Here is a 23,272-nt window from a genome sequence, read left to right as displayed (position 1 = left end):
AACTTTTATATTTCTGTGTTCCATAATGGAAGATCTAACACTGTACAGACTATAAAATCAATGTTAAATAATGTATGCGGCCAGTCTGGAAACAACTCAAGAAATTGCTTCATAGAAAAACCAGTTAGTGTACAGATTTCAAAAATAGAAGGTGCACGGCCTTTCTCTAAGTAGTACTTTCTAACATGCCCCATAACAATATAATGCTCGTCAGTTACTCTTTTAACCTTCTCTAAATGAGTTAGGACCTCGTGTACAAGCTGCTCCCAGATTTGTTCGTCTTTGACACAGGCTGGACCCTTGATCATGAACTTCCTCTTTGCCAAACTAGATGAAAAAAAATTTAGACCTCCTCTCATACTCCAAACCCCCTCACATTAAAATTAATAAAATTTTTTGTAGTACGTGGCAGTCCTGCAATCCTGCATGCACTTCTAATAGTATCCTTTGAAAATAGGCTGCATATTTCCATTGTTGTTAGACCTGTAGCTGAACAGATTTTAAATACGGGCGGTACACTTTGAAAATCGTTGTAATAGTCTCGAATGTAAAAAATCACTTTCCAGTGTTGATCAGTTAAAAAATTAATACCATCGTATTCAGCTAACTTTTTTGCAATATCCTTGTTCCAGTCTGCGGGATTTAAAAGAAAGCCATCCTTAATTAAAGTTGTCATACTGTCCCTCCTCCTAGAAAAAACTCGTGGTCACGGGGCAGAAAGCCCCGAAACTACGGTATTATATCGTCGACTACATGTAGTCAACGTACTTTTTTATTCATATAGCAACCCTCGAAGATGTTCCAGTTCTATGCGAAGCTTCCGATTTTCTTCTTCCAGTTTTGCTATGCGCTTATCTTTTGTTTCAATAATCACGTCCTTTGAACGCGATGTTTTGTCATATTTAGCACGTTTGTTCATTTCGTTATTCACATCACATGCCCGTTGTTCTTCAATTCTTTTTCGTATATCCACATCTTCATATAAAAAGCTTTTTGAAATACCACTATACCTATAGACACTATTAAAATTCACTTTCTTCCCAGATACAACCAACTGGTTGATTGCAACCAGTGCCTTTGCTTTTGCTTCTTGTGTTCTTTTTCTATCGCTTTCGAGTAATCCTTTCATTTTATCAGCCATCACACTCCTCCCGATGAATGCCATTTTTATGGATCAGCCCTTCCTTCTGGATTCGTGAGAGCATCTTTTCAAGGATTTCAAGATAATTCCGGTTCTTTTCTTCCCATTCGCTTCTCCCAAGTGTTTTGCTGATTTTTAGATGCTCTTTCACTTTTTCAATCTCTTTCTCATACTCTGCAATATTGTCACGGCTAGTACAGAAGTTAGCACAGTCAAGGCATTGGTTTATCTGTTGGCGGCATGGCAGTTTTGCTGGTTTAAAGCACAATCCGAATGGGACTCTCACAGCATCCAGATTCTTGCGGATAAATTCATATCGGATTTCTTCTTTTAGCTTTTCCTTATGCCCATTAGGCGGCGTACTTTCAAGATGCAGAAGGTTTAGTTTCTCTGTCTCTTTCCATTTCCTATACAGCATGTTTTCAGTGACCTTCGAATAGTGCAACGTCATTTGAAGGCTGCAATGTCCTAGAATCTGCTGAATGATTCCTATGGGCATTCCCTGCTCTGTATATTCTAATGCCCTCGTATGTCTTAGGGCATGAGCCTTGAAATGGTATGGCTTTTCATCCCCGTCAAGGATTCCTTTCTTGTCTATCAATTGCTGTACGGCTGCTGAGAATGCTGGTTTGCTTAATGGAAGCCCTTTACAGCGCCCTTCATAGGTATTGAACAGGTATTTATCTGGATTATTGTCATCTGTGCTGCGCTTCACTGCATCATCCACAATCTTTTTTACCATATCTGCTACTTCTTTACGGATTGGAATCTTTAAAAGTGGTATCCCTGTCTTTGTGATCTCTGCACACAGATAAGGAATGTATTCTTTGTCATGGCTATTCCACAGATGCTCTAGACAACTGTCATATCTGAGGTTCAGAACATCTGTCCCACGCCATCCTGTCTCCCGGAGCAGGACATATACTGGCATCATTTCTACAGGTTCTATCTCGCCAATGCAGACATCTAGTTGCCATCTGATTGGTTCTGGCACATATTTTACTTTTCCCATGGTATCTGCTGACCGCTCACGCTTTGGTATATCATCTTCAAATATCAGTCGGTTTACATCCTTCTTCGGTGCTTGTGGGTACTCAGCAAGCTGTATATAGTCAATAAACTGCCGGATAAACGAGACTGCCTTGCTGCGAAATGTAGCGTTTTTACCTTCATAGTCACCGGCAACCCAGCCTAAGTATTTTTCAATGTCCTGCCTTGCAAGTCTCTCAAGGAAGCCATCTGTATATCTATGGGCATAAAAAGTCCTAAAAAAGTATCGGATATACATCATCATTTCTGTGCAATAGGACCAGCTTCGTTTGATGACAAGGCGGCTCATAAAGCGCTTTGTCATTTCACGGTAATAGGTTGGTATATTCTCGAAGCTTATGCTGACCTTCTCGCGTTTTCCTGCCGCTGATACTTTTGTGCCTGGAATACGGGCGGCACGCCAGACATCCTTTTCTAGCTCATCACGGTCACCATAGTAATCCGTGATGAACTTGGCAGCTCCATGCTTTAATTGCAGATATCTGTAGCTTTCTGTGTCATTCAGTCCTGCATTTTCTAATTCCCTGTCATAAGTGTTCAGCCCATTAAAGCTTGTTACATTCCTTATTGATGACAGCAGTTTTCCTATGTTTGCTATCGCCTGCCGGTAGTTCTTATAGACACTGATAGCTTCGATAATCCCATCCTTCATAGAGTAGAGTAGGAAGTATTTCATTTCTACTTTTAATCGCTCATTTTTGTATGAACTGAAGTCACAAAGAAGCCAGTGACCTGACTTTATCACGGGTATTAAAGCCTCCTTGAAACTTTCGGCATCCATGTACCATCTATCATTATCTTTCCAGTAATCTCCTTCTGATGACAGATATTGAATCATCCGATAGTATCTTTCATCAAATAACTCATATTGGGTACGAGTTGCTGTTTTCATTACTGACCAGCCTCCCTTCCCATGGAGGGGATTTTGAGGCTCTCTGTTACTTTCCTAAACGCTTCTGCCACTTCCTCTTCTGAAGGATGGACATAGGTATCTAATGTTGTGTAAATGTTTTTATGTCCTGCACGGTGCTTGAGCATTTCCGGTTCCCATCCCGCCGAATAAAGCAGGCTAAGCGATGTGTGGCGAAACATATGAGGCGTCACTCTGATGCTGGTCTTTTTGCGCAGACTTCGAAAGAGATTATCCACATCTGTGTAATCCATTGCGCTTCCTTTCATGGCTCCCTTAAGTTTGAGGAATACATGATTGGTATGGATTTCAGCGGTATGGTGCTCACAGATATACTCTGTGAATAAATCCATCAATTCCTGTGTACAATCTAGCCTTCGTGGGCTTGATACTGTCTTGATCTCTGCCTGGTTCTCCAGTTCTCCCCTATCATGCAGAGTAATGGTCAGTCCTGCCATATCGAAATCTTCAAGCCATAGGGAAAGGGCTTCACCAATCCGCATTCCTGTCTCAAACAGTAGATACAGCAGGAGGTAGTCTCTTAAGTTTGTGCAGGAATTGAGAAGTACTGTGGCATTTTCCTTGCTAATGGTTCGGAGCTGCATCCTTGGTACCGGCAGCTTTAGGATATGGCTTTTTATCCTCCTGTTCTCCGCTATTCCATGTAGGAAACTCCTGTAATTTCTGCCTGGATCCCTAACAAACTTCGCTAGTTTTTCTGATAGCTGGTTTTCCATGCCTTCATGTCGGAGAAGATAGTCGTAAAACATAACAATCGTGTCTACCATTGCATTGATTGTCTGTGGCTGATGCTCTGGCTCAAATCGAATAGGGACTACTTTCTTTAGGATATCGGGGTTTTTAAGCCATGCCAGAAATCCCGCAAGGTCATCAATATTTACCTGCTCATAATCCTTTCCGGCTTCTCCAAGATAAGTGAAAAAGTGTTTCAAGTGGATGCAGTGCATCCTGAGCGTGTTTCTTGCATATCCAGTATTGTCTTTGAACTTCAGATATTTCAGCACTGGCGACACCGGTGCTCCTGTGTCATAAGCCAGATAGTATCTGATCCTTCCATCCACTGTCTTTAGTTTTACTATTTTCATTGTTCATGCTCCTTTCTTTAGTTGCATGAACAACAATAGCATTTTTTCTTAACGTCGGCTACGTTAACTACCTTGACTATACATCACGAGTTTTGAGTGTAGTCCACGTTAAATATACCTACGTTGACTACGTTAACTACTATGATTTATGACCACGAGTTATCTTCCAATGAATTTACTAATACTAAATAGCAAAATACTTGCCAAAAAAAAAGTATCACTTCAAGCCTTGCTGCACAAAGCTTTGAAGTGATACTATAAATATTTTCGAGCTTACTGACGAGTAAAAATTACCCGAAAACGTTGTAATATTTACTCATTTTCAACCATTACAGATTATACTTTTTTATCTTATTATAAAGGGTCTTGCGTGTTATACCTAACAGATTGGCAGCATCATGCTTGTTTCCGCCGGTCTGATTAAGTATTCTTTGGATATGATACTTTTCTATGTCTTCTAATTTAGAAAAAGGATTACTTTCTTTATCTGGCCATATCATATCAGGGGGTAAATCTTCAAACATGATAAAATCACCCTTGCCCTTAATAAAGGCATATTCTACTGCATTTTCTAATTCTCGTACATTTCCAGGGAAACTGTAGTGCAGCAAAAACTTCATGGCATCTCGTGAAACACCCTTTTTGGATTTCTTGAAATAGGAATTAAATTTTTGTATAAAGTGTTCTATTAACAATGGTATATCTTCTGTTCTTTCATTTAATGAAGGCAGTTTAATCGGAAATACATTTAATCTGTAATAAAGGTCCTGCCTGAATCTGCCCTCATTAACTTCATGAAGAAGGTCTTTATTGGTGGCAGCTATAACCCGGATATCATGTTTTAGGGTTTTTTTGCCCCCTACTCTTTCAAATTCCCCTTCCTGTAATACTCTTAGCAGCTTTGCCTGTAAGGATAATGGAATTTCTGCTATTTCATCTAAAAAAATAGTTCCATTTTCTGCTAATTCAAAACGACCTTGATGCGTGAAAGCTGCTCCAGTAAAAGCACCTTTTTCGTGACCAAAGAATTCAGATTCTAAAAGTGTAGGAGACAAGGCAGCACAGTTAACCTTTATAAAAGGCTTGTATCTGCGGTCACTTAAAAAGTGAATAGCACGAGCCACTAATTCTTTCCCTGTGCCACTTTCACCGATAATAAGCACACTGGAGCGATAAGGGGCTACTGCTTGAATCATTTCATAGATTTCCTGCATCTTTTTATTTTTTCCTATAATGTTTTGAAAACTATAGCTTTTTGTTAGCTGTTGGTATAAACCTAGAATTTTGCTTTGATCAGAAAATATCTGTACTCCACCTATTACGTTTCCCTTGTCACAAAACAGAGGCATGACAGATATATCTATAGGTATTAGCTTCCCCCTACAATTGATTACTACATCTGTAGAATACCCTTTCTCCCCTTTACATACAGCCATATGCAGCAGGCAGCTTTCTGAATTACAGTGGGAACTCTTAAAAATATCATAACACTTTTTTCCAAGTGCTTCATCTCTTTTAAATCCTGTAATATTCTCAGCAGCATAGTTAAAGGTAGTGACGTTAAACTCATGGTCTACAGTGAATACACCTTCAGATATACTATTTATTACAAACTCAAAATCAATTTTTTTGTTATTTGACATTCTAAACACCCTCTAGTCTATATTTGAAGCTTGTTTAATATTTAGTAGATTTTTAAAGTATTCTAAAAGATATATGGTAACTTCTCTAAAATAAGCATATTTCCTGCATTATTATTAATCTTTGTATATTGTTCCTGCTCAATACTAATGCTTTAATTCTTTATAGATATTTTATCCTTTATTTACCGGAAATTTTTAATAAACTAATTTTCTTGGTATTAAATTAGCGAATTGTTAGCAAATAAAAAAAGTCAGGTTATTAACCTGACAAAGTGAGTATTAACAATGTGCTTTTAGCTGCACATTTTTAGCTGCACAAGGATTGAAAATCGTCCTTTTTGCGCGTATTGTCTCATGTTTTTAATAATATACTCAATACGCTTGGCTTGAATGGATATTCTCTCTAGGTTTTCCATTATTTTGCTTTCGTGAGGGGGATTACCTCTTTTATAAAAGAAGAGCATCCCATCTACTGTCACCTTTAGAGAGTTTAAAGGTAATAATATTGATATTGTTCTGCATTTTTAGTAGTATTTCCTGTTGTTATCTTAAGATTTTCAACATATTATGTTGGTCACATCACTCTTCCTCAAAAAATCGCAGTTGATTATCAATAGCCAGATCAGGAGTATCCACAAAGACTAAACTCTTAATAGTACCTATTTGCTGCAGCTTTTTTTTTGCGTCCTTCATATTTTTTGCTTTCACAGTTTTTCTTACTGTTCTTTGTGCATTATTTTTATCAAAATAATTAATAATTGCAGTATAATGGTACAAAGCAAGACCCCCCTGCCCGGTTTTTAATACTACAAGCACTACAAGTATATTATAACAAAAAAAGGTGTAATGAACTTGAAAAATCTAAGACTATCCCTTACTAATAAGTGAAAAGGGATAGTCTATATCTAAAGACTTTACTATTTTAATATTTTTATTTTAGTACTTTCCTAAATAGCTTTTGATTTCCCAGTCATGAATCTGCTCTGCATAATCAGACCATTCCTTATACTTGGCTTCTAGGAAACGATTGTAGGTGTGTTCACTAATAGTTTCTTTTATTAGGGGATCCTCTTCCATTGCTTTCAAAGCAGCATATAGATCCCTTGGTAAATGATCTAAGTCCAGCTGGGCCCTTTTTTTGGGGGATAGATTATATACGTCTTCTTCGATAGATTCTGGTGGTGTTATTTTGTTTTTAATGCCATGGAGGCCTGCTTTTACCATTACGGCAAATATTAAGTATGGATTTGCAGTTGGATCAGGGCTTCTTAATTCAACTCTAGTTGCTGATCCACGGCTAGCAGGAACTCTAATTAAGGTACTTCTATTGGATTTTGACCAGCCTATTTGTACTGGAGCCTCATATCCTGGTTTTAGACGTTTGTAACTGTTTACAATGGGGTTGCCAATAGCGGTTATTCCTTTGGCATGCTTTAATAATCCACCAATATAATAGTGGGCTACCTGACTTAGGCCGCACTCTGTACTAGAGTCATAAAAAATATTTTCTCCATTTTTAAATAGTGATTGATTGCAATGCATAGCTGATCCGTTTTCCCTGTAAAATGGTTTAGGCATAAATGTGGCATATAGATTGTGTTGTTTAGCTATGTTTTTTACAACATCCTTGAAGGTAACCCATTTATCAGCGGTTTTTAACGCTTCATCGTATTTAAAATCAATTTCGTGCTGGCCGGGTGCAACCTCATGATGAGATGCTTCAATCCTAAAGCCCATTTTCTTCATTGTAAGAACTATATCTCGTCGTGCATTTTCACCTCTGTCAACAGGTGCTAAATCAAAGTATCCTGCATGGTCATGGATATGAAACACAGGGCATCCCTTTTCATCAATATGGAAAAGGAAGAATTCACCCTCAGGTCCTACGTTTAATTCTAACCCTGTTTCTCGAACCTCCTTCAGAGCCCTCTTTAAGGTATTTCTGGGACAACCCTCAAAGGGCTTGCCGTCTGGTGTATAGACATCACAGATCATGCGTGCTACACCCTTTTCTTTGGGTCTCCAAGGCATTACCTGAAATGTGTCAGGATCTGGTTTAAGACATTGATCCGATTCATTTATCCTAGCAAAACCATCTATGGATGAACCATCAAACATTAAGTTGCCGTCAAATGCATTGTCTAGTTCATCAGTTGTTATATTAACACTCTTTAATACTCCAAAAATGTCAACAAACTGCAGCCTAATAAACTCTACACCATTTTCCTCAATTTCGTTAATTACTTTTTGCTTCTGTAAATCTGTGGAATTAATAGTAATCCTCCTTTAAAAATTGCGATATAATAAAGACTCCTATTCTTAACAAATAGGTAAGCTTTAACCAATAAATATACTACCACTCTTTATATTTAAAGTCTAATAGACTGAGGCATAGATATATTCACTAATTAACCATGTTACTCCGATAAGAAAACATATCTGCTTTAGCTTTAGATTACTACCTGATAATATCCATATGCTCTTAAATACTTTCAAAAATATCAGAAGGAATCTATAAAGAAATGGGGAAAGAAATATTTAAATACTATTTTTGCTATTGATTTTTGTTACTTAATCCTGTATAGTTTGATTGTTTGGGTATTTGCATAAATGCACGTAGGAGGTAATACTATGGAAAAATATGATGTTATAGTGGTTGGTGCCGGACCTGCTGGAATTTTTACATGTTATGAGCTGGTGGAAAGACAACCAGAATTAAGAGTTCTTTTAATTGATAAGGGCCATGATATATATAAACGTAGTTGTCCTATCTTACAAAAAAAGATTTCCAAATGCCCACCATCTAATAAAAATAAAGCTACTACAGGGTGTCTTCCTGCTTGTTCTATTACTAATGGTTTTGGTGGTGCAGGAGCATACTCAGATGGAAAGTTTAATATTACAACTGAGTTTGGCGGTTGGATGACAGAATATATGTTATCTTCTGAGGTATTAAAACTTATAAAATATGTAGATAGTATAAACATTAAACATGGTGCCACCTCAATAGCAACTGATCCAACAACACAAGCTGTAAAAAATATAGAAAAAAGAGGGTTGGCCAGCGGATTGAAGCTGTTAAGGGCTGAAGTCAGGCATCTTGGAACAGAACAAAATCTGCAGATTCTCAAAAGTATTTATGAGTTCTTAAAAACTAAAATAGACATGGTATTTGAGACTGAGGTTACTGATTTCCTTATTAATAAAGACTCAGGTTCAATGAGGGTTGAGGGAATCCGCACTCTAAAAAATGAAGAAATAAAGGGTAGTAGTGTTGTTGTGGTTCCAGGGCGGGATGGTTCGGAATGGCTAACTAGAGTATTACAATCGTATGACCTTGAAATGACCAGCAACCAGGTGGATGTAGGTGTACGAGTAGAGACGCTAGATACTATTATGGAAGAGATTAATGAAAACCTTTATGAGGGCAAATTCATTTTTAGAACCTCAGTTGGCACAACTGTAAGAAGCTTTTGCAGTAACCCATCAGGTCATGTTGTTATTGAAAACCATAGTGGGATTATGTTGGCCAATGGGCATGCTTATAAAGCTAAAAACCTGGGCAGTAATAACACTAATTTTGCCCTGCTGGTATCCCATAAGTTCTCTTACCCCTTTAATAAACCAACAGAATATGCAAAATCAATATCCAAGCTTGCCAATGATTTATCTGGCGGTAGTGTTTTACTCCAAAGCTTTGGTGATGTATTAAAAGGGAGACGATCTACTGATAAAAGAATCAAGGAGGGCTTTGTAGAACCCACGTTAAAAGAAGCTGCTCCAGGCAACCTGAGTCTTGTGCTTCCATACAATACAATGAAAAGCATCATTGAGATGATTCAAGCTCTGGACAATGTTACGCCGGGAATTGCCTCAGAGCATACACTGCTTTATGGAGTTGAAGCAAAGTTTTATTCTTCTCGTCCTAGACTCACCAATAGCTTTGAAACGGAAATTGCAGGTCTCTATGCAGGTGGAGATGGTGCAGGAGTAACCAGAGGACTGGCACAAGCCGGTGCCTGTGGAGTAGCAATAGCCAGGGATATAGTAAAAAAATATCATTAGGGTAAGGACCTATATAGAAAAAACCTCATGTGAGGTTTTTTCTATATAAACTACCTGAGTTTAGGATCAAAGGATCGAGATTCCCTGGTAGTGTAATTTAATGATTAACTCCTAATAAATTTAAACTATTATATCTTTTGTCTATTAAAAGCTTCTGGGTTTAGACAATTAGGCGGCAGCTTGTTTTCCATTGCTGCCAGTATGTTTTTAACTGCAACCAAGCCCATATCTGTTCGAGCTTCAATAGTGGCACTAGCAATATGGGGTAAAATTACGACATTGTCCAAGTCAGCAAGACCTGGTGCAAGTTCAGGTTCATTTTCAAAAACATCCAGACCTGCTCCCCAAATCTCTTTATCCAGTAAAGCTTTAACAAGTGCACCTTCATCAATTACAGGGCCACGGGATGTGTTGATAAGGACAGCAGTATTTTTCATAAGCTTAAGCTCTCTAGGGCCTATTAAATGTTGAGTTTTGGGGGTTAGAGGTACATGCAGGGATATATAGTCACATCTGGTCAGCAGCTCATCAAGATTTACATATTTGGCTGATGTTTCTCTTTCAAATTCCAGGTTGGGTTGAATGTCATAATATAAGATATCCATCTTAAAGCCCTCTGCCATTCTAGCAAACTCCTGACCTATTCTTCCAGTTCCTATGATGCCTAAGGTTTTACCTTTTACACTATGACCTAGCAGCAACTGGGGACCCCAGCCCTTGAATTTTCCTGCTCTTAAATAATTATCTGCCTCTACTACTCTTCTAGCGGTGGCAAGTAATAGGGCCCAGGCCAACTCGGCAGTAGCATCAGTTAAAACATCAGGTGTATTGGTAATGCAAATGCCTCTTTCAGTTGCAGCTTCAATGTCTATGTTATTAAAACCTACTGCATAATTAGCAATTATCTTTATCCCTTTGGCAGAATCCATTAATTTACTATCTATTGTGTCAGTCAACAAGGATATAATTGCGTCACGTCCTTTAACCTGTCTTAGAAGCTCCTGTCTAGTCAATACCCTATCCTCCTGGTTAACTTCCACATTGCAATGCTTCATCAAGAGGTCCATGGCAGGTTTAGGAAGCAATCTAGTTACATATACATTCCATTTTGACATGTCTTGTGTCCCCTTTCTTTATATGTTTTCAATATTAAGGCCTGTCCTATATAGCACATTTATGTTTATTATGTTATTATATATTTATAAAAAACTATTTGTTTTGGGTGATTTTATGTCTTTAGATGGATTAATAGGGATTATTGAAGGGGCCCATTGGGTAACCCTTTTTATTTGGCTTATGTTAGGTGTAGTTTTTGCTCCTATTAATAGAGAATCTATTATACTTTTTATGGGAGTTCTGGCATCAGCAGATTCAATACCTCCAGCTTATGCTTTTTTTATTAGTGTTATGGCCACATATGTTGGTTATTCGTTAGGCTTTTTCTTAGCCAAATTGATTAAAAGGCTTTTCTTTGAAAACCCCTCAAAGCGTGTACAAAAAAGAATTGAAACCTGCAACAATCTTTTAGAGTGCTATGGTGTCCATGCAATTATAATAAGCTATTTTATTCCCGGTGCCCGCCATTTCCTTCCAGTAATACTGGGGTTGGGAGTAATGAGTCTGGCGAAATTTTTATCAATATCCTTTATTGGTGCAAACCTTTGGACCGCAGTATTTTTCTTTCCAGCATACCTCTTAGGAGAGAACTGGAGTCTTGTTGTAAAGCATGTTTTTGAGCACAGTGGTTTTACAATTTTAGTCATAGTGTCAGTAACTCTATTATGCATAGGTTTTCTCTTAAATTATAAAAATAGGAAAAAGAAGAAGCTGCCTGAAAACTCTATCTGAATTAGTAAATTAAACCCTTCTTTTTAAATATAGCAGAAAGACAAATAATAGAAGGGCACCTAATCCCACTGCAAATAAAACTAACCCGTATTCAGCAAACAACCAGATTATAAACCAATCCATTTTTTGCACCTCTTTTGGCTTGTTTTTAATTAGTCTGTGCATAGTGCAAATAATGAATTCTTTAAATCCTGAAAACACCTGGGTAACCCCAGGTGTTTTAATGTTTTAATTTACCCGCATTTGCTAAAGCCACAATTGCATTTCAAGCACCCTTCTGCAAAGGTAAGCTTTTCCTTGCAATCTGGGCAGACACCTAATAATATGAGTTCATCCTCTGTTAGGGTTTCATAGATGGAGGCCAGCTTTTCAGATGCAGCACTTAATTCTGAGACAGTACTATTAACTATTGTTTTAACATCCTTATTATCCTTTACAAACTCTGATTCCTGGGTCAAAATCCTTCCAATAATATCTGGGCAGGACTTGCCTATGAGACTGTTGTTGTTGGCTTTTCTTCTAAGGAATGTAGGGCAGCTTACTGATGTTAGCTGATCTATTATGGCTTCTGGAGAAATATTAGCCCTTAAAGCCAGGGATATGAGCCTGCTTACACCTTCTGTAAATCCACTACAACCTCCGGAGGATCCTGTGGTGATAAATGTTTCTATAAGCCCTTCCTGATCATAATTAACAGTAATATACATTCTGCCACAGCCCGTACTAACCTGCTCTGTTACACCAACAGTTCTTTTGGGCCTTGGTCGCGGATACAGCTTTTCAATTTTTACAGCTGGTTCACATCTCCCCTTATTGCCCTTAATTAGGACTTCCTCTTCTCTGCTGCCTGTTCGATATACAGTAACACCTTTACATCCCAGTTTATAGGCCAGCATATAAACCGTCTTAACATCTTCTTTTGTTGCTTCATTTGGGAAATTAACGGTTTTTGATACAGCATTATCGCAATACTTTTGGAAGGCTCCCTGCATTTTAATGTGCCATTCAGGCTCAATTTCTAACGCTGTGACAAAGACTTTTCTAATGCTTTCAGGCAGCTCAGCAATATCCTCCACGCTGCCAGCCTTGGCAGCCTTTTCAATAATGACTTTACTCTCTTCAGGGGAATAATTTGCTTTCACATAAGCTTCAAATACAGGATTAACCTCTACTAGATTGGCCCCATCTAATACATTTTTTGTATAAGCTATTGAAAAAGCTGGCTCGATACCAGAGGAGGTCCCTGCAATCATACTGATGGTTCCAGTTGGAGCAATTGTAGTGCTGGTAGCATTTCTCATCAAGCTGCCCTTGTAAATACTTTGGTTTATATTTGGAAAGCTTCCTCTTTCCTCGGCTAGTGAGGCTGATGCTGCATGGGCTTTAGTGTTTATAAAACCCATAACTTTTTCAGCCAAGTCAATGGCTTCCTGTGAATTATAGGGAATCTGCAGCTTAAATAGCAGGTTTGCCCATCCCATTACTCCCAAACCAACTTTTCTATTTCCCTGAACCATTTCTTGAATCTTTTCTAAAGGAAACTTATTTGCTTCAATTACATTGTCTAAGAATCTCATTGACCATACAACAATGTCTTCAAGCTTGTCCCAGTTTATTGTACCATTGTCATGAATATTTTCTAAATTAATAGAGCCTAAATTACATGCCTCATATCCCAGTAAAGGCTGTTCACCACAGGGATTAGTTGCTTCTATTTCACCAAGCTCTGGGGTAGGATTATCAGCATTTAATCTGTCCAAGAAGACAATTCCAGGTTCACCATTGGACCATGCTTTCTCAACAATCAAGTCAAATACATTTTTAGCCTTATATCTATCGTATACGGTACCATTAAATTTAAGGTCGTAGTAGTCATCATTTTCTATTGCTTCCATGAACTCTTTGGTTATACCAACTGAAATGTTGAAATTTGTCAGGTCGTTATTGTTTTGTTTGCATGATATGAATTCAAGAATATCTGGGTGGTCAACACTGAGTATGCCCATATTAGCGCCTCTGCGGGTTCCACCCTGCTTGATGGCTTCTGTAGCAGAATTAAACACCTTCATGAAGGAGACAGGACCTGAAGCTACACCACCAGTAGATTTAACAGGGTTATTTTTGGGCCTGATTCTTGAAAAAGAGAAGCCTGTTCCACCGCCACTTTTATGAATTAAAGCTGCATCCTTTACAGCTGTAAAAATTCCTTCCATACTATCCTCTATGGGTAGTACAAAGCATGCTGATAGCTGACCCAGGTCCCTTCCTGCATTCATCAGGGTTGGGCTGTTGGGCATAAAGTCAAACTCAGTCATTAAAGAGAAAAACTTATCTTCAATTTTTTTTAATTTAGATTTTGAGAGCTTTGGATCAAAGGAAGTTTCAATGTCTGCTACAAACTTGGCAACCCTTCGAAACATGTCTTCCGGTTTTTCTATGGGTATTCCTTCTTTTTTTACTAAATACCTTTTTTCTAAAATTTTACGTGCATTTTCAGTTAGATTCATGGATTTATTCCTCCTACTCCTGGGTATCATTTTCATTTATGTTGGATAGTATATTTAGAACATTTTCAAGCTCTTTTATTGCATTGCCGTAGCCAGCCCAATCGCCATTTTTTTGCCTTTCCATTGCCTCATTAAACAGTCTATTGGCTCTTGTTATTAACTGACTAGTGGTTTCACCATTAATTATTTGTTCATCAAAATCTTCATCTTCAATAACAATAGGAGTCTGGCGTTCTCCGAAGATGGCTTGAAGAGATAACTGTAATGTTTCCTCCATTACAATTTGATCTCCATAAGCCACTATAACCCTTCGCAGCTCTGGCATCTTACTCTGTTCTGCTTGAAGAAATATAGGCTCTACATAGAGGATGGAGTTCTCTATGGGAATTACCAGCAGATTGCCTCTTATAACCTGTGATCCTCTTTGATCCCATAGTGTTAACTGCTGTGATATTTCAGAATCCTGATCTATTCTGGCTTCAATTTGCATTGGACCAAAAAGATGGCCCTCTTTAGGAAACTGATATAATATGAGATTGCCGTAATGATCACCATCGCTCCTAGCAGCTAACCATGATACCATATTAGCTCTGTTTAAAGGAGTAAATGGGAGCATTAATACAAACTCTGGAGTAGTATGTCCTGGAAGCTGCATGATCATATAATAAGGCTCCATGAGCTGACTATCACCCTGAAAGATTTCTTGAGGAATAGTCCAGGCATCTTCTCTGTTATAGAAAACCTGGGGATTCTGCATATGGTATAGTGACAGCAGCCTGGCCTGCACTCCAAAGTAATAGACAGGATAACGAATGTGCTGCCTTAATCCGTCTGGCATATCTTCCATTGGTTTAAATAGTTCAGGGAAAATATCACTGTAGGTTTTAATAATTGGATCAGTAGGGTCACTAATATAAAAATGGGTAGTCCCGTTATAAGCATCTATAACTACTTTAACTGAATTTCGAATATAATTAAATCCTCCATAGGTTTGAGAATAGGGATACATATTTGTAACGGTATACGCATCTCTGATCCAGTAAAGGTTTCCAGCACTAATTACTATATAAGGATCAGTATCGTAGACTAGAAAGGGAGCTATTTTATTTACTATAGAAGTCAGATCCCTGTTATAAAGTATTTTGCTGTCTTTTGTTATTTCACTGGTAAGAATTAATCTAAAATCACCATGATAGATAGCAAAAAATAATCTTTTAAAAAATGAATCAATGGGTACGCCACCAGTGCCCTTGTAAGTAGTTTCAATATTATCATTGCCTGACGGATAATGAAACTCCTTTGTATTAGTATTTACAATTACCTGATTAGTAGTTAATTCTCCAAAATATATTGATGGCTGATTAATTACCAGATCAGATGATATTGATTGTGGTGGAAAATTTTTAACAAAAAGATGTGGAAGTCCCTCACTTGTTGTTTCATTAACTGCAGACATTACCACACCATATCCATGGGTGTAGCGAAGTCTTTGATTTATCCAGGTTTGTGCCTGGGGCTGGAGTTGTCTTTGGTCCATTTCCCTTGCCGCCAGCATTACTTGGCGGTATTCACCATCAATCCAGTAACGGTCAATATCTACATCCTTAAACTCATAGTACAGCCTAAGGGTTTGCAGCTGTTCAAAGGTCTGTCTTAAAGGGCGTGGATCCCATAATCTAATATTATCAATAGTACTCCTGTTGTTTTCAATATCTTCCCATGTCAACTCCTGATTTACAGGAAATTGTTGGGTTTCAATTCTTTCAAGGTTAAAAGCCTTCCTGGTGAAAGCTATGCTATGCTCTAAATAAGGAGCTTCTCTAACAAATTCATTTGGTTCTACTCTAAACCTTTGTACTGCCGAAGGGAATACTGACCCCAGCAGAATTGATGATGCTACAAATACTATTATGGATCCCATAATTATTTTGTAAGTTTTCAGGAAGAGGCTAATAATAATTAATGCAGCCAAAACCAGTGATAATATGGCCATAATATTAAATGCCGGCATTTGAGCCACTACATCAGTATAGCCAGCTCCAAAGACAACACCTCTTTGGGAATTAAGTAATTCAAAGGCATTAAGCTTGTAGCTCCAAGCCTTTAACACAAAAAACAAGGCAACAATAAAGGATATGTGTAGTTGCGGAAACTTGAAGTTTTTAAGCTTGAGATTAAACTGATTCTTTGGAGTAAATAAAAAGTAAGCTAAACTTACTAGTATACCGCTTCCAACAACTGCGGAAACAAGCAAAGCATATAAAAGCCTATAAAAGGGTAGTGTAAACACATAAAAACTAATATCTTTATTAAAAATTGGATCTGCTATTCTAAACTCATTAGCATTAAAAAAGGCTTGTACCGTTAACCATTGATTAGCTGTTATACCGCTGAACAAAAATGCAAAAAACAAGCTTATTAATACATAGATTAAAAACAACTTCTTGCGATTAAAAAACTTTTGGAGAAAGTACTCTTTAATAGGGATAACATCCTGGTTGTTATATTCAATAAAAACCTTTTCAAATTTAATAAATTTCATTGTTATTAAAAGGTTTAAAATAAATATCAGAAACAACAAGACAAAAGAAATTAATCTTACACCTATATTGGATAACACAATGGTGTATAAAACTGAAACGTACTCCATTGCTGTAAACCATAACATGTCTGCATAAAAGTTAATTGCAAAATTAAAGACATACACTATTGCGATTACTACTGCAAATAATACTACTAATCCCTGACGTAATAAAAACTGCATCTTTCAACCTCCCTCAAATAATACCTAACTTTACATATTCTACTTATATGGGTATTTTCCTTTTAGCAGTGTTAACTTAATTTAATTCTAGAATAGTTAAAACCGGGGTTATCCGGTTTTAATGTACTATTATTTATTTAAATTTGCAACCAAGGCTGGACCTTCTTCAGTATCGGGGGTCAGTCTATACTCAATATTTTTTATTCCATTAGTCTTAATATGAATGTATCTTTTACAGTGTCTACACTTGATAATAATAGTATCGCCCTCTATTTGGCAGATAATCTTTTTACACTGACAACGGAAAAACTCCATCTAAGGTTCCCCTCCCTTCAACTTCCAATAGCCCCTATAGGTTTTAATAAAATTTGCATATCTTATGGTTATTATAAAAGATATATATTCTAATTTCAATCTTAAATAAAGCTTCCATTATACTTTTTGAGTAGGGAATATTACTCTACAGCGTATTGGATAAATCTATTAATCAACTCGTCAAAGGAGATGCCCGCACTGAGTGCAGCATCAGGAAATAAGCTGGTTTCAGTCATGCCTGGTATTGTATTTATTTCTAAAACATAGGGGTTTAGATCATTTTCTACAATAAAATCAACCCTGGCAAATCCCCTACACCCTAAAGACCGATAGCTCTTTTCAGCTAATATATTTATCATCTTGCTGACACTTTCATTAAGACGTGCCGGTATAATATGGTCACTCATTCCCTTGGTATATTTAGCTTCATAATCATAGACCCCAGTATGGGATACAATTTCTATAATGGGAAGAGTTTGAAGCTCTTCATTTCCCATTATTGCTACTGTAACTTCTCGCCCATGGACAAACTCTTCAATAAGTATCTCTTTTTCAAACTTAAATGCTTCTAATATCATTGTATTAAGATCGCTTCTTTGCTTAGCAAAATAAATGCCAATAGTTGACCCCTGATTAGGTGCTTTTATTACCAGTGGTAGATTTAAATCTTTTAACAGCAAATCCTCTGTTTGTATTGTATTCATAAGATAATCCTTTTCTCTAATAACAGAGAACCTTGGTGTTGGAATTTCGGCTTCTTTTAAAATCTTTTTTGTATAGATCTTGTTCATGGCAAGAGAGCTGGTAAGCACACCACAACCTGTATAAGGATAACCTAATATTTCTAATAACCCCTGCATTGCACCATCTTCCCCTAAAGGGCCATGTAAAGCAATAAAAACAAGATCAGGGTGAAATGCTTTGAGATCATCAATAAAATCACCCTTGGTGTCAATAGATTTAACATTATGCCCAAGGTTAACTAAAGCATTGGCAACTGCCTTACCAGTCTTTAAAGATATTTCCCTTTCGGCAGACCTGCCTCCTAATAGAACAGCTATTTTTTTCAAAATATAAACCTCCCTGGTTCAATATCTTTTGCTCAATATATGCATGGCGGTTAATAAGTGTACCAGTTTTATTATGCCAATTCTAATGATTAATCCAACCTAAAATTGAAAGGTTGTTTTCTTTAAAAAGGAGTCTTGGACTTATTGTCCAAGACTCCTTTTGAATTACTCGTCAGCTGTCTTTCGTGCTGCTATGATTTTTTCAGCTAGGTGTTCAGGTATGGGTTCATAACTATTAAATTCCATTGTAAAGGTTCCTCTACCCTGAGTAATTGATTTTAAGTCTATGGCATAACGATACATTTCTGATAATGGTGCCAGGGCCTTTATCACCTGGTTTCTGCCCTTGGCTTCCATTCCTAATATCCTACCCCTTTTGCTGTTCATATCTCCCATTATATCGCCCATAAACTGCTCTGGAACGGTAACCTCAACCTTCATTACTGGTTCAAGAAGAATAGGATTTGCTTTTTCCATGGCCTTTTTAAAGGCTAAGCTGCCGGCAATTTTAAATGCCATTTCTGAGGAATCAACAGGGTGATAAGAACCGTCTGTAAGGGTTACCTTAATATTTGTAACTGGATATTTAGCCAGGACACCCTGTTCCATGGCTTCTCTAACACCTTTTTCAACTGCAGGAATATAGTTTCTTGGCACAGATCCTCCAAAGATTGTTTCTTCAAATAAGAAATCTCCTTCTGAATAAGGGGCCATGTCAATAAATACGTGACCAAACTGACCTGCTCCACCAGATTGTTTTTTATGCTTACCTTCTATTCTAGTTACTGAAGAACGGATGGTTTCTCTATATGGAACAGAGGGTGTAGCTTTTTCAACTCCAACGCCATATTTTTTCTGCAGCCTTTCTAGTACTATATCTAGATGCTGATCACCCATTCCACTTAAAATGGTCTCTTTAGTTTCAATATTCTTTTCTATTTTTAAGGTTTTATCTTCCTCTAATAACTTGGAAATTGCATTACCTAATTTGTCTTCGTCACCTTTACTCTTTGGACTAATGGCATATGACAAAGTTGGGTTTGGAAACTCAATACCAGTTAGAGGTTCGTTTATTCCTTTAACTGAGAGGGTATCTCCAGTTTCTGTTTTAGCGAGCTTTGTTAAAGCCCCAATATCACCAGGAAACATTTTTTCAACCTGTTCCTGCTGCTTGCCTCTCATGACAAATACACTATTTACTTTTTCTTCAGTTTCCTTGTTTATATTGTAATAGGAATGACCAGGAGTGAATATGCCGCTGTATATCCTGAAGAAACTAACCTTTCCTACGTAAGGGTCAGCAATTGTTTTAAATATCAGTGCTTTGAAAGGTTCCTTTGATAATTCTTCTTCTGACTTTCCTAGGGCTTCTTCTGCTGATGGCATGCAGTCAACAATAAGATCCAAAAGATTTGCTATGCCTATATTATTTAACGCAGAACCGCATGCAACCGGAATAAAGTTAGCATTCTTGACACCTGAATTAAGTCCAGATAAGAATTCCTCAGGAGTGAGCTCTTCACCCTCCAAATACTTCATTAAAAGTTCATCATCACTTTCTGCAACAGCTTCTACTAATTCTTCTCTATAGGTCTCAGTCTGGTCTTTTAGGTCTTCAGGAATGTCAATTTCTATGGGTTTTCCGTTATCAAACTTATATGCCTTCATTGCAACTAAATCTATTATTCCATTAAAGCTTTCTGCGCTTCCAATAGGAATTTGTATAGGAACTATCCTGTTTTCAAAACTATCCTTTAGTTCATCTAATACCCTATAAAAATCTGCATTTTCTCTGTCCATTTTATTTATGAAGCAAATTCTAGGCATGTTTTTTTCATTTGCAAATTCCCAAACGGCCTCTGTTCTTACCTCTACACCAGCCACAGCACATACTGTAACAACCATACTATCTATTACTCTTAATGCACTATTAACATCACCTACAAAGTCTATAAAGCCTGGTGTATCAATAACATTGACCTTGTTGTCCTTCCATTCGCATGGAGCCAATGCCAGAGTAATAGTTACTTTTCTATCAATTTCCTCAGGCAGATAATCGGTAGTAGTATTACCCTCATCTACCTTGCCTAATCTCTTCAAAGCTCCGGAGTTGTATAACATGGCTTCTGTTAGTGAAGTCTTTCCAGCACCACCATGGGCCATTATCCCTATATTTCTAATTTTTTTTGCAGAGTATACTTTCATTTGCCTCCTCCTTTAACTTGTACTTTGACTATTAAAATCGAAAATTGGACATTAGTAAATATATTTTCGATTAATTAAAAAAATCCTTTATATTTTTAAAAAAAATCTGAGAAAAAGTTTTTTGTTTATAAATTTTTCCATCTTCAATAAGTTTTTCCCAAAATACAGCAATTATGCTAATTAAAAACATACTTTAATAGAATCATAAATACTATTAAATTAAAACATCTAAGTCCAGGAGGCCTGAATTTGAAAAAACAATATACTTCATTAGCCTTTGGAGCAGTTATACTTACCATATCGGGTTTTATAAATAGAATGTTAGGTTTTCTTTATCGTGTCTGGACAGTACGCTTGATAGGCTCTGAAGGTATAGGTTTGTTTCAAATGGTTCTTCCTCCCTTTACATTTTTGTTAGTTCTGACAACAGCTGGAATTCCTTTAACCTTATCCAAGCTAATATCTGGCCGGGTAGCCTTAAATCAACATGCTGAAGCAAAAAAAATATTTACTGTTGCATTGAGGGTATTATTAATAACTTCTACAGTAATATCAGTTATTAGTTGGCTGGCTGCTCCCTACTTTATTAAACTATTTTTTTCAGATGGGAGAGTTTATTGGGCATATATGAGTCTTATCCCTGCCTTGATTATTGTAGCTTTTAGCTCAGCTTACAGAGGATACTTTTTGGGCTTGAAAATGATGTTTCCCTCAGCACTTTCAACGGTAGTGGAACAAATAATAAGGTTTATATTTGGGCTTGGAACTATCATGCTTTTACTGCCCTACGGATTAGAATATGCTATTATTGGTCTTTCAATAGGAATAGTAATGGGTGAAATGGCAGGCCTAATTATTCTGATAATTTTTTATAAAAAAAACCAGCAGGTTTTTACTTCATCAGGAAATAAAAGCACCACATGGGAAATAATGAAAAATATTTACAGCATGTCCCTTCCCCTCACACTTAATAGAGCAGTAATTGGACTCCTTTTTACTGCTCAAGCAATAATTATACCCAATCGGCTGCAGGCAGCAGGCTTTTCTGTCAGAGAGGCTACTGACCTATTTGGACAATTTACAGGAATTGCTATGACCTTGTTAGGTTTGCCAACTATAATCACAGTATCCCTGGCAATAACAATGGTCCCAGCAATTTCTGAAGCCATGGCTGCCAACAATTTAAAGCTTGTTAAAAAAAGAGCCATGACTGCTATCAATATAACAATATTAGCAGGTATACCATGGGTGATAATTTTTTATACAATTCCAGGAAAGCTTTGTGGGACAATTTTTAACACACCTGATGCAGGTATACCTTTGAAATATCTGGCACTGGGTGCACTTTTTATTTATCTTCAGCAGACTTCAACTGGTATTATACAAGGGATGGGTAAAATGTATATTATGCTTTTGCATTCAGTTGGGGGCGCATTGATAAATATTACTGGTGTCTATCTGCTTACAGGAACTGCTTTAGGTATAAAAGGCACAGCAATAGCTTTTAACTTGAGTGCTCTGGTAGTTGCAGGTCTAAATCTCTTGTATTTGTTTAATTTTATCAAACTAGGTATTAATATTAAAAAACTAGCATTGTTAACAATGGCTGTTTTGTTAATGCTCCTCACTATGGTTTCTACCAGTCACTATTTTGCTGCGTGGGGTTCTAGCCTAGGGATGACAATGCTCCATTTGTTAGTTGGTATTGGAGTATATACAGTGTGTTTATTTTTGCTTGGTCTAATTACCTATAATGATTTGAGACAGTTTAGGAAAATTTAGCCAGCCAATTAAAGATCCCAGGTTAAAAGATCATCAATTATTCTATAGTTGGTAAGATCTAGATGAATAGGTGTTATGGAAATTTTGTTTTGGGCAATGGCACTAATGTCAGTACAAATCTGTTTGTTCCTATTGCATTCAACATCAGTTACTTGGCCGGCAATCCAATAATATTCGTAGCCTCTAGGGTCTATTCTTTTCTCTATAGAATCTTTATACTTGCGAATACCTAATCTGGTTATTTCAAAACTTGTGCTTTCAATAATTTCAGTATCTGGAACATTTATATTAAGTATTGTTTCTTCAGGAAGTCCCTTTTTAATAACTTTTTTGACTATCTTGCAGGTAACTTCTGCTGCTAAGTCATAGTTTCTTTTTTTCTTAAGGGCCAGGGAAACTGCTATTGAAGGAACACCTGCAATTATGCCCTCAATTGCTGCCGAAACAGTACCAGAGTATAATACATCTGTACCTAAATTGGCTCCAGAATTGATACCAGAAACAATTATGTCAGGGGGTTCATCCATTAACTCCTGCAAAGCAAGTTTGACACAGTCTGCAGGTGTACCTGTAACTGCATAGGCAGTACAATTTTCAAAGTCCATCTTATAAACCCGTAAAGGTTTATGAATGGTAATACCATGACCTGTTGCACTTCTTTCCCTGTCAGGGGCTACCACTGTTAGTTTCCCAAGTGAACTAAGGGCTTCTCTAAGCTTGTTTATCCCTAAAGCCTCTATTCCGTCATCATTCGTTAGCAGAATATGCATCGTTTCCTCCTGAATCATGCTTATATATTAATACTGTTCCATCGGCTGAGCAGTTGTGAATGGATTTACAGTGGGGACATCTTAATACCACGCATT

18 protein-coding genes are annotated in these 23,272 nt (G+C 37.2%); 3 read left to right on the top strand and 15 right to left on the bottom strand.

The annotated features are described in order from the left end of the window. Nucleotides 1-5: 5 nt before the first annotated feature. The 8 genes from K364_RS25465 to glnA form a co-directional block, all read right to left on the bottom strand. Nucleotides 6-359 carry a TusE/DsrC/DsvC family sulfur relay protein gene (locus tag K364_RS25465; protein WP_028307266.1) on the bottom strand — a complete coding sequence of 118 codons (354 nt, stop codon included), beginning with the start codon at nt 357-359 and terminating at the stop codon, nt 6-8. Further along, nucleotides 356-676, bottom strand: a complete 321-nt coding sequence (locus K364_RS23010) for a TusE/DsrC/DsvC family sulfur relay protein (RefSeq protein ID WP_051533834.1) — start codon at nt 674-676, stop codon at nt 356-358. Before K364_RS23010 ends, K364_RS25465 begins: the two co-directional genes overlap by 4 nt. Before the next feature lie 96 nt (nt 677-772). Beyond that, on the bottom strand, nt 773-1,141 hold the full coding sequence (locus K364_RS0106050) for a DUF6262 family protein (RefSeq protein WP_028306982.1): 369 nt from the start codon (nt 1,139-1,141) through the stop codon (nt 773-775). Then, nucleotides 1,134-3,083, bottom strand: a complete 1,950-nt coding sequence (locus tag K364_RS0106045) for a tyrosine-type recombinase/integrase (protein WP_028306983.1) — start codon at nt 3,081-3,083, stop codon at nt 1,134-1,136. Before K364_RS0106045 ends, K364_RS0106050 begins: the two co-directional genes overlap by 8 nt. After that, nucleotides 3,083-4,207, bottom strand: a complete 1,125-nt coding sequence (locus K364_RS0106040; protein ID WP_028306984.1) for a tyrosine-type recombinase/integrase — start codon at nt 4,205-4,207, stop codon at nt 3,083-3,085. Before K364_RS0106040 ends, K364_RS0106045 begins: the two co-directional genes overlap by 1 nt. 329 nt (nt 4,208-4,536) lie before the next feature. Continuing rightward, complete coding sequence (locus K364_RS0106035; RefSeq protein WP_028307265.1) at nt 4,537-5,850, bottom strand: sigma-54 interaction domain-containing protein; 1,314 nt, start codon at nt 5,848-5,850, stop codon at nt 4,537-4,539. A gap of 579 nt (nt 5,851-6,429) precedes the next feature. Further along, nucleotides 6,430-6,627 carry a hypothetical protein gene (locus tag K364_RS0106025; RefSeq protein ID WP_028307264.1) on the bottom strand — a complete coding sequence of 66 codons (198 nt, stop codon included), beginning with the start codon at nt 6,625-6,627 and terminating at the stop codon, nt 6,430-6,432. 159 nt (nt 6,628-6,786) lie between these two features. Beyond that, on the bottom strand, nt 6,787-8,124 hold the full coding sequence (gene glnA / locus K364_RS0106020; RefSeq protein WP_422857211.1) for a type I glutamate--ammonia ligase: 1,338 nt from the start codon (nt 8,122-8,124) through the stop codon (nt 6,787-6,789). A 357-nt stretch (nt 8,125-8,481) separates the two neighbouring features. Here glnA and K364_RS0106015 point away from each other — a divergent pair, with 357 nt between their 5' ends. Next, nucleotides 8,482-9,915, top strand: coding sequence for an NAD(P)/FAD-dependent oxidoreductase (locus K364_RS0106015; protein WP_028307262.1), 1,434 nt, complete (start codon nt 8,482-8,484; stop codon nt 9,913-9,915). 128 nt (nt 9,916-10,043) lie between these two features. Here K364_RS0106015 and K364_RS0106010 read toward each other — a convergent pair whose 3' ends face one another. Continuing rightward, complete coding sequence (locus K364_RS0106010) at nt 10,044-11,030, bottom strand: 2-hydroxyacid dehydrogenase (RefSeq protein ID WP_028307261.1); 987 nt, start codon at nt 11,028-11,030, stop codon at nt 10,044-10,046. Nucleotides 11,031-11,145: 115 nt separating this feature from the next. On the opposite strand from K364_RS0106010, the gene K364_RS0106005 reads away from it, so the two are divergent. Next, on the top strand, nt 11,146-11,763 hold the full coding sequence (locus K364_RS0106005) for a DedA family protein (protein ID WP_169734742.1): 618 nt from the start codon (nt 11,146-11,148) through the stop codon (nt 11,761-11,763). Between the two features lie 233 nt (nt 11,764-11,996). Here K364_RS0106005 and K364_RS0105995 read toward each other — a convergent pair whose 3' ends face one another. The 5 genes from K364_RS0105995 to fusA form a co-directional block, all read right to left on the bottom strand. Then, a complete protein-coding gene (locus K364_RS0105995; protein ID WP_028307258.1) occupies nt 11,997-14,270 on the bottom strand; it encodes a vitamin B12-dependent ribonucleotide reductase in 2,274 nt (757 codons plus the stop codon). Nucleotides 14,271-14,283: 13 nt separating this feature from the next. After that, complete coding sequence (locus tag K364_RS0105990) at nt 14,284-17,034, bottom strand: UPF0182 family membrane protein (RefSeq protein WP_028307257.1); 2,751 nt, start codon at nt 17,032-17,034, stop codon at nt 14,284-14,286. Between the two features lie 129 nt (nt 17,035-17,163). Next, complete coding sequence (locus K364_RS0105985) at nt 17,164-17,349, bottom strand: hypothetical protein (protein ID WP_028307256.1); 186 nt, start codon at nt 17,347-17,349, stop codon at nt 17,164-17,166. 140 nt (nt 17,350-17,489) lie between these two features. Beyond that, nucleotides 17,490-18,419, bottom strand: a complete 930-nt coding sequence (locus K364_RS0105980; protein ID WP_277995551.1) for a D-alanine--D-alanine ligase — start codon at nt 18,417-18,419, stop codon at nt 17,490-17,492. 165 nt (nt 18,420-18,584) lie between these two features. Beyond that, entirely contained in the window at nt 18,585-20,624 is a 2,040-nt protein-coding gene (gene fusA, locus K364_RS0105975) for an elongation factor G (RefSeq protein ID WP_028307254.1), read from the bottom strand. A 249-nt stretch (nt 20,625-20,873) separates the two neighbouring features. On the opposite strand from fusA, the gene K364_RS23005 reads away from it, so the two are divergent. Beyond that, a complete protein-coding gene (locus K364_RS23005; RefSeq protein ID WP_051533832.1) occupies nt 20,874-22,406 on the top strand; it encodes a putative polysaccharide biosynthesis protein in 1,533 nt (510 codons plus the stop codon). 8 nt (nt 22,407-22,414) lie between these two features. Here the strand turns inward: K364_RS23005 and surE are convergent, their stop codons facing one another. Continuing rightward, nucleotides 22,415-23,176, bottom strand: a complete 762-nt coding sequence (gene surE / locus K364_RS0105960; protein WP_028307253.1) for a 5'/3'-nucleotidase SurE — start codon at nt 23,174-23,176, stop codon at nt 22,415-22,417. Between the last annotated feature and the right edge of the window lie 96 nt (nt 23,177-23,272).

The organism is Desulfitibacter alkalitolerans DSM 16504 (genome assembly GCF_000620305.1).
GTDB lineage: Bacteria > Bacillota > DSM-16504 > Desulfitibacterales > Desulfitibacteraceae > Desulfitibacter > Desulfitibacter alkalitolerans.
The sequence above is the reverse complement of the archived record's forward strand: the minus strand, read 5'-3'. Positions and strand labels throughout refer to the sequence as shown.

Excerpts from the sequence above, each read along its gene's own strand:
- K364_RS25465 (WP_028307266.1), bottom strand. The coding sequence starts at position 359 with ATGAGAGGAGGTCTAAATTTTTTTTCATCTAGTTTGGCAAAGAGGAAG.
- K364_RS0106005 (WP_169734742.1), top strand. The coding sequence starts at position 11,146 with ATGTCTTTAGATGGATTAATAGGGATTATTGAAGGGGCCCATTGGGTA.
- K364_RS0106010 (WP_028307261.1), bottom strand. The coding sequence starts at position 11,030 with ATGTCAAAATGGAATGTATATGTAACTAGATTGCTTCCTAAACCTGCC.
- surE (WP_028307253.1), bottom strand. The coding sequence starts at position 23,176 with ATGCATATTCTGCTAACGAATGATGACGGAATAGAGGCTTTAGGGATA.
- K364_RS0105990 (WP_028307257.1), bottom strand. The coding sequence starts at position 17,034 with ATGCAGTTTTTATTACGTCAGGGATTAGTAGTATTATTTGCAGTAGTA.
- K364_RS0106040 (WP_028306984.1), bottom strand. The coding sequence starts at position 4,207 with ATGAAAATAGTAAAACTAAAGACAGTGGATGGAAGGATCAGATACTAT.
- K364_RS23010 (WP_051533834.1), bottom strand. The coding sequence starts at position 676 with ATGACAACTTTAATTAAGGATGGCTTTCTTTTAAATCCCGCAGACTGG.
- K364_RS0106015 (WP_028307262.1), top strand. The coding sequence starts at position 8,482 with ATGGAAAAATATGATGTTATAGTGGTTGGTGCCGGACCTGCTGGAATT.
- fusA (WP_028307254.1), bottom strand. The coding sequence starts at position 20,624 with ATGAAAGTATACTCTGCAAAAAAAATTAGAAATATAGGGATAATGGCC.
- K364_RS0105995 (WP_028307258.1), bottom strand. The coding sequence starts at position 14,270 with ATGAATCTAACTGAAAATGCACGTAAAATTTTAGAAAAAAGGTATTTA.
- K364_RS0106045 (WP_028306983.1), bottom strand. The coding sequence starts at position 3,083 with ATGAAAACAGCAACTCGTACCCAATATGAGTTATTTGATGAAAGATAC.
- K364_RS0106050 (WP_028306982.1), bottom strand. The coding sequence starts at position 1,141 with ATGGCTGATAAAATGAAAGGATTACTCGAAAGCGATAGAAAAAGAACA.
- K364_RS0105985 (WP_028307256.1), bottom strand. The coding sequence starts at position 17,349 with ATGGAGTTTTTCCGTTGTCAGTGTAAAAAGATTATCTGCCAAATAGAG.
- K364_RS0106035 (WP_028307265.1), bottom strand. The coding sequence starts at position 5,850 with ATGTCAAATAACAAAAAAATTGATTTTGAGTTTGTAATAAATAGTATA.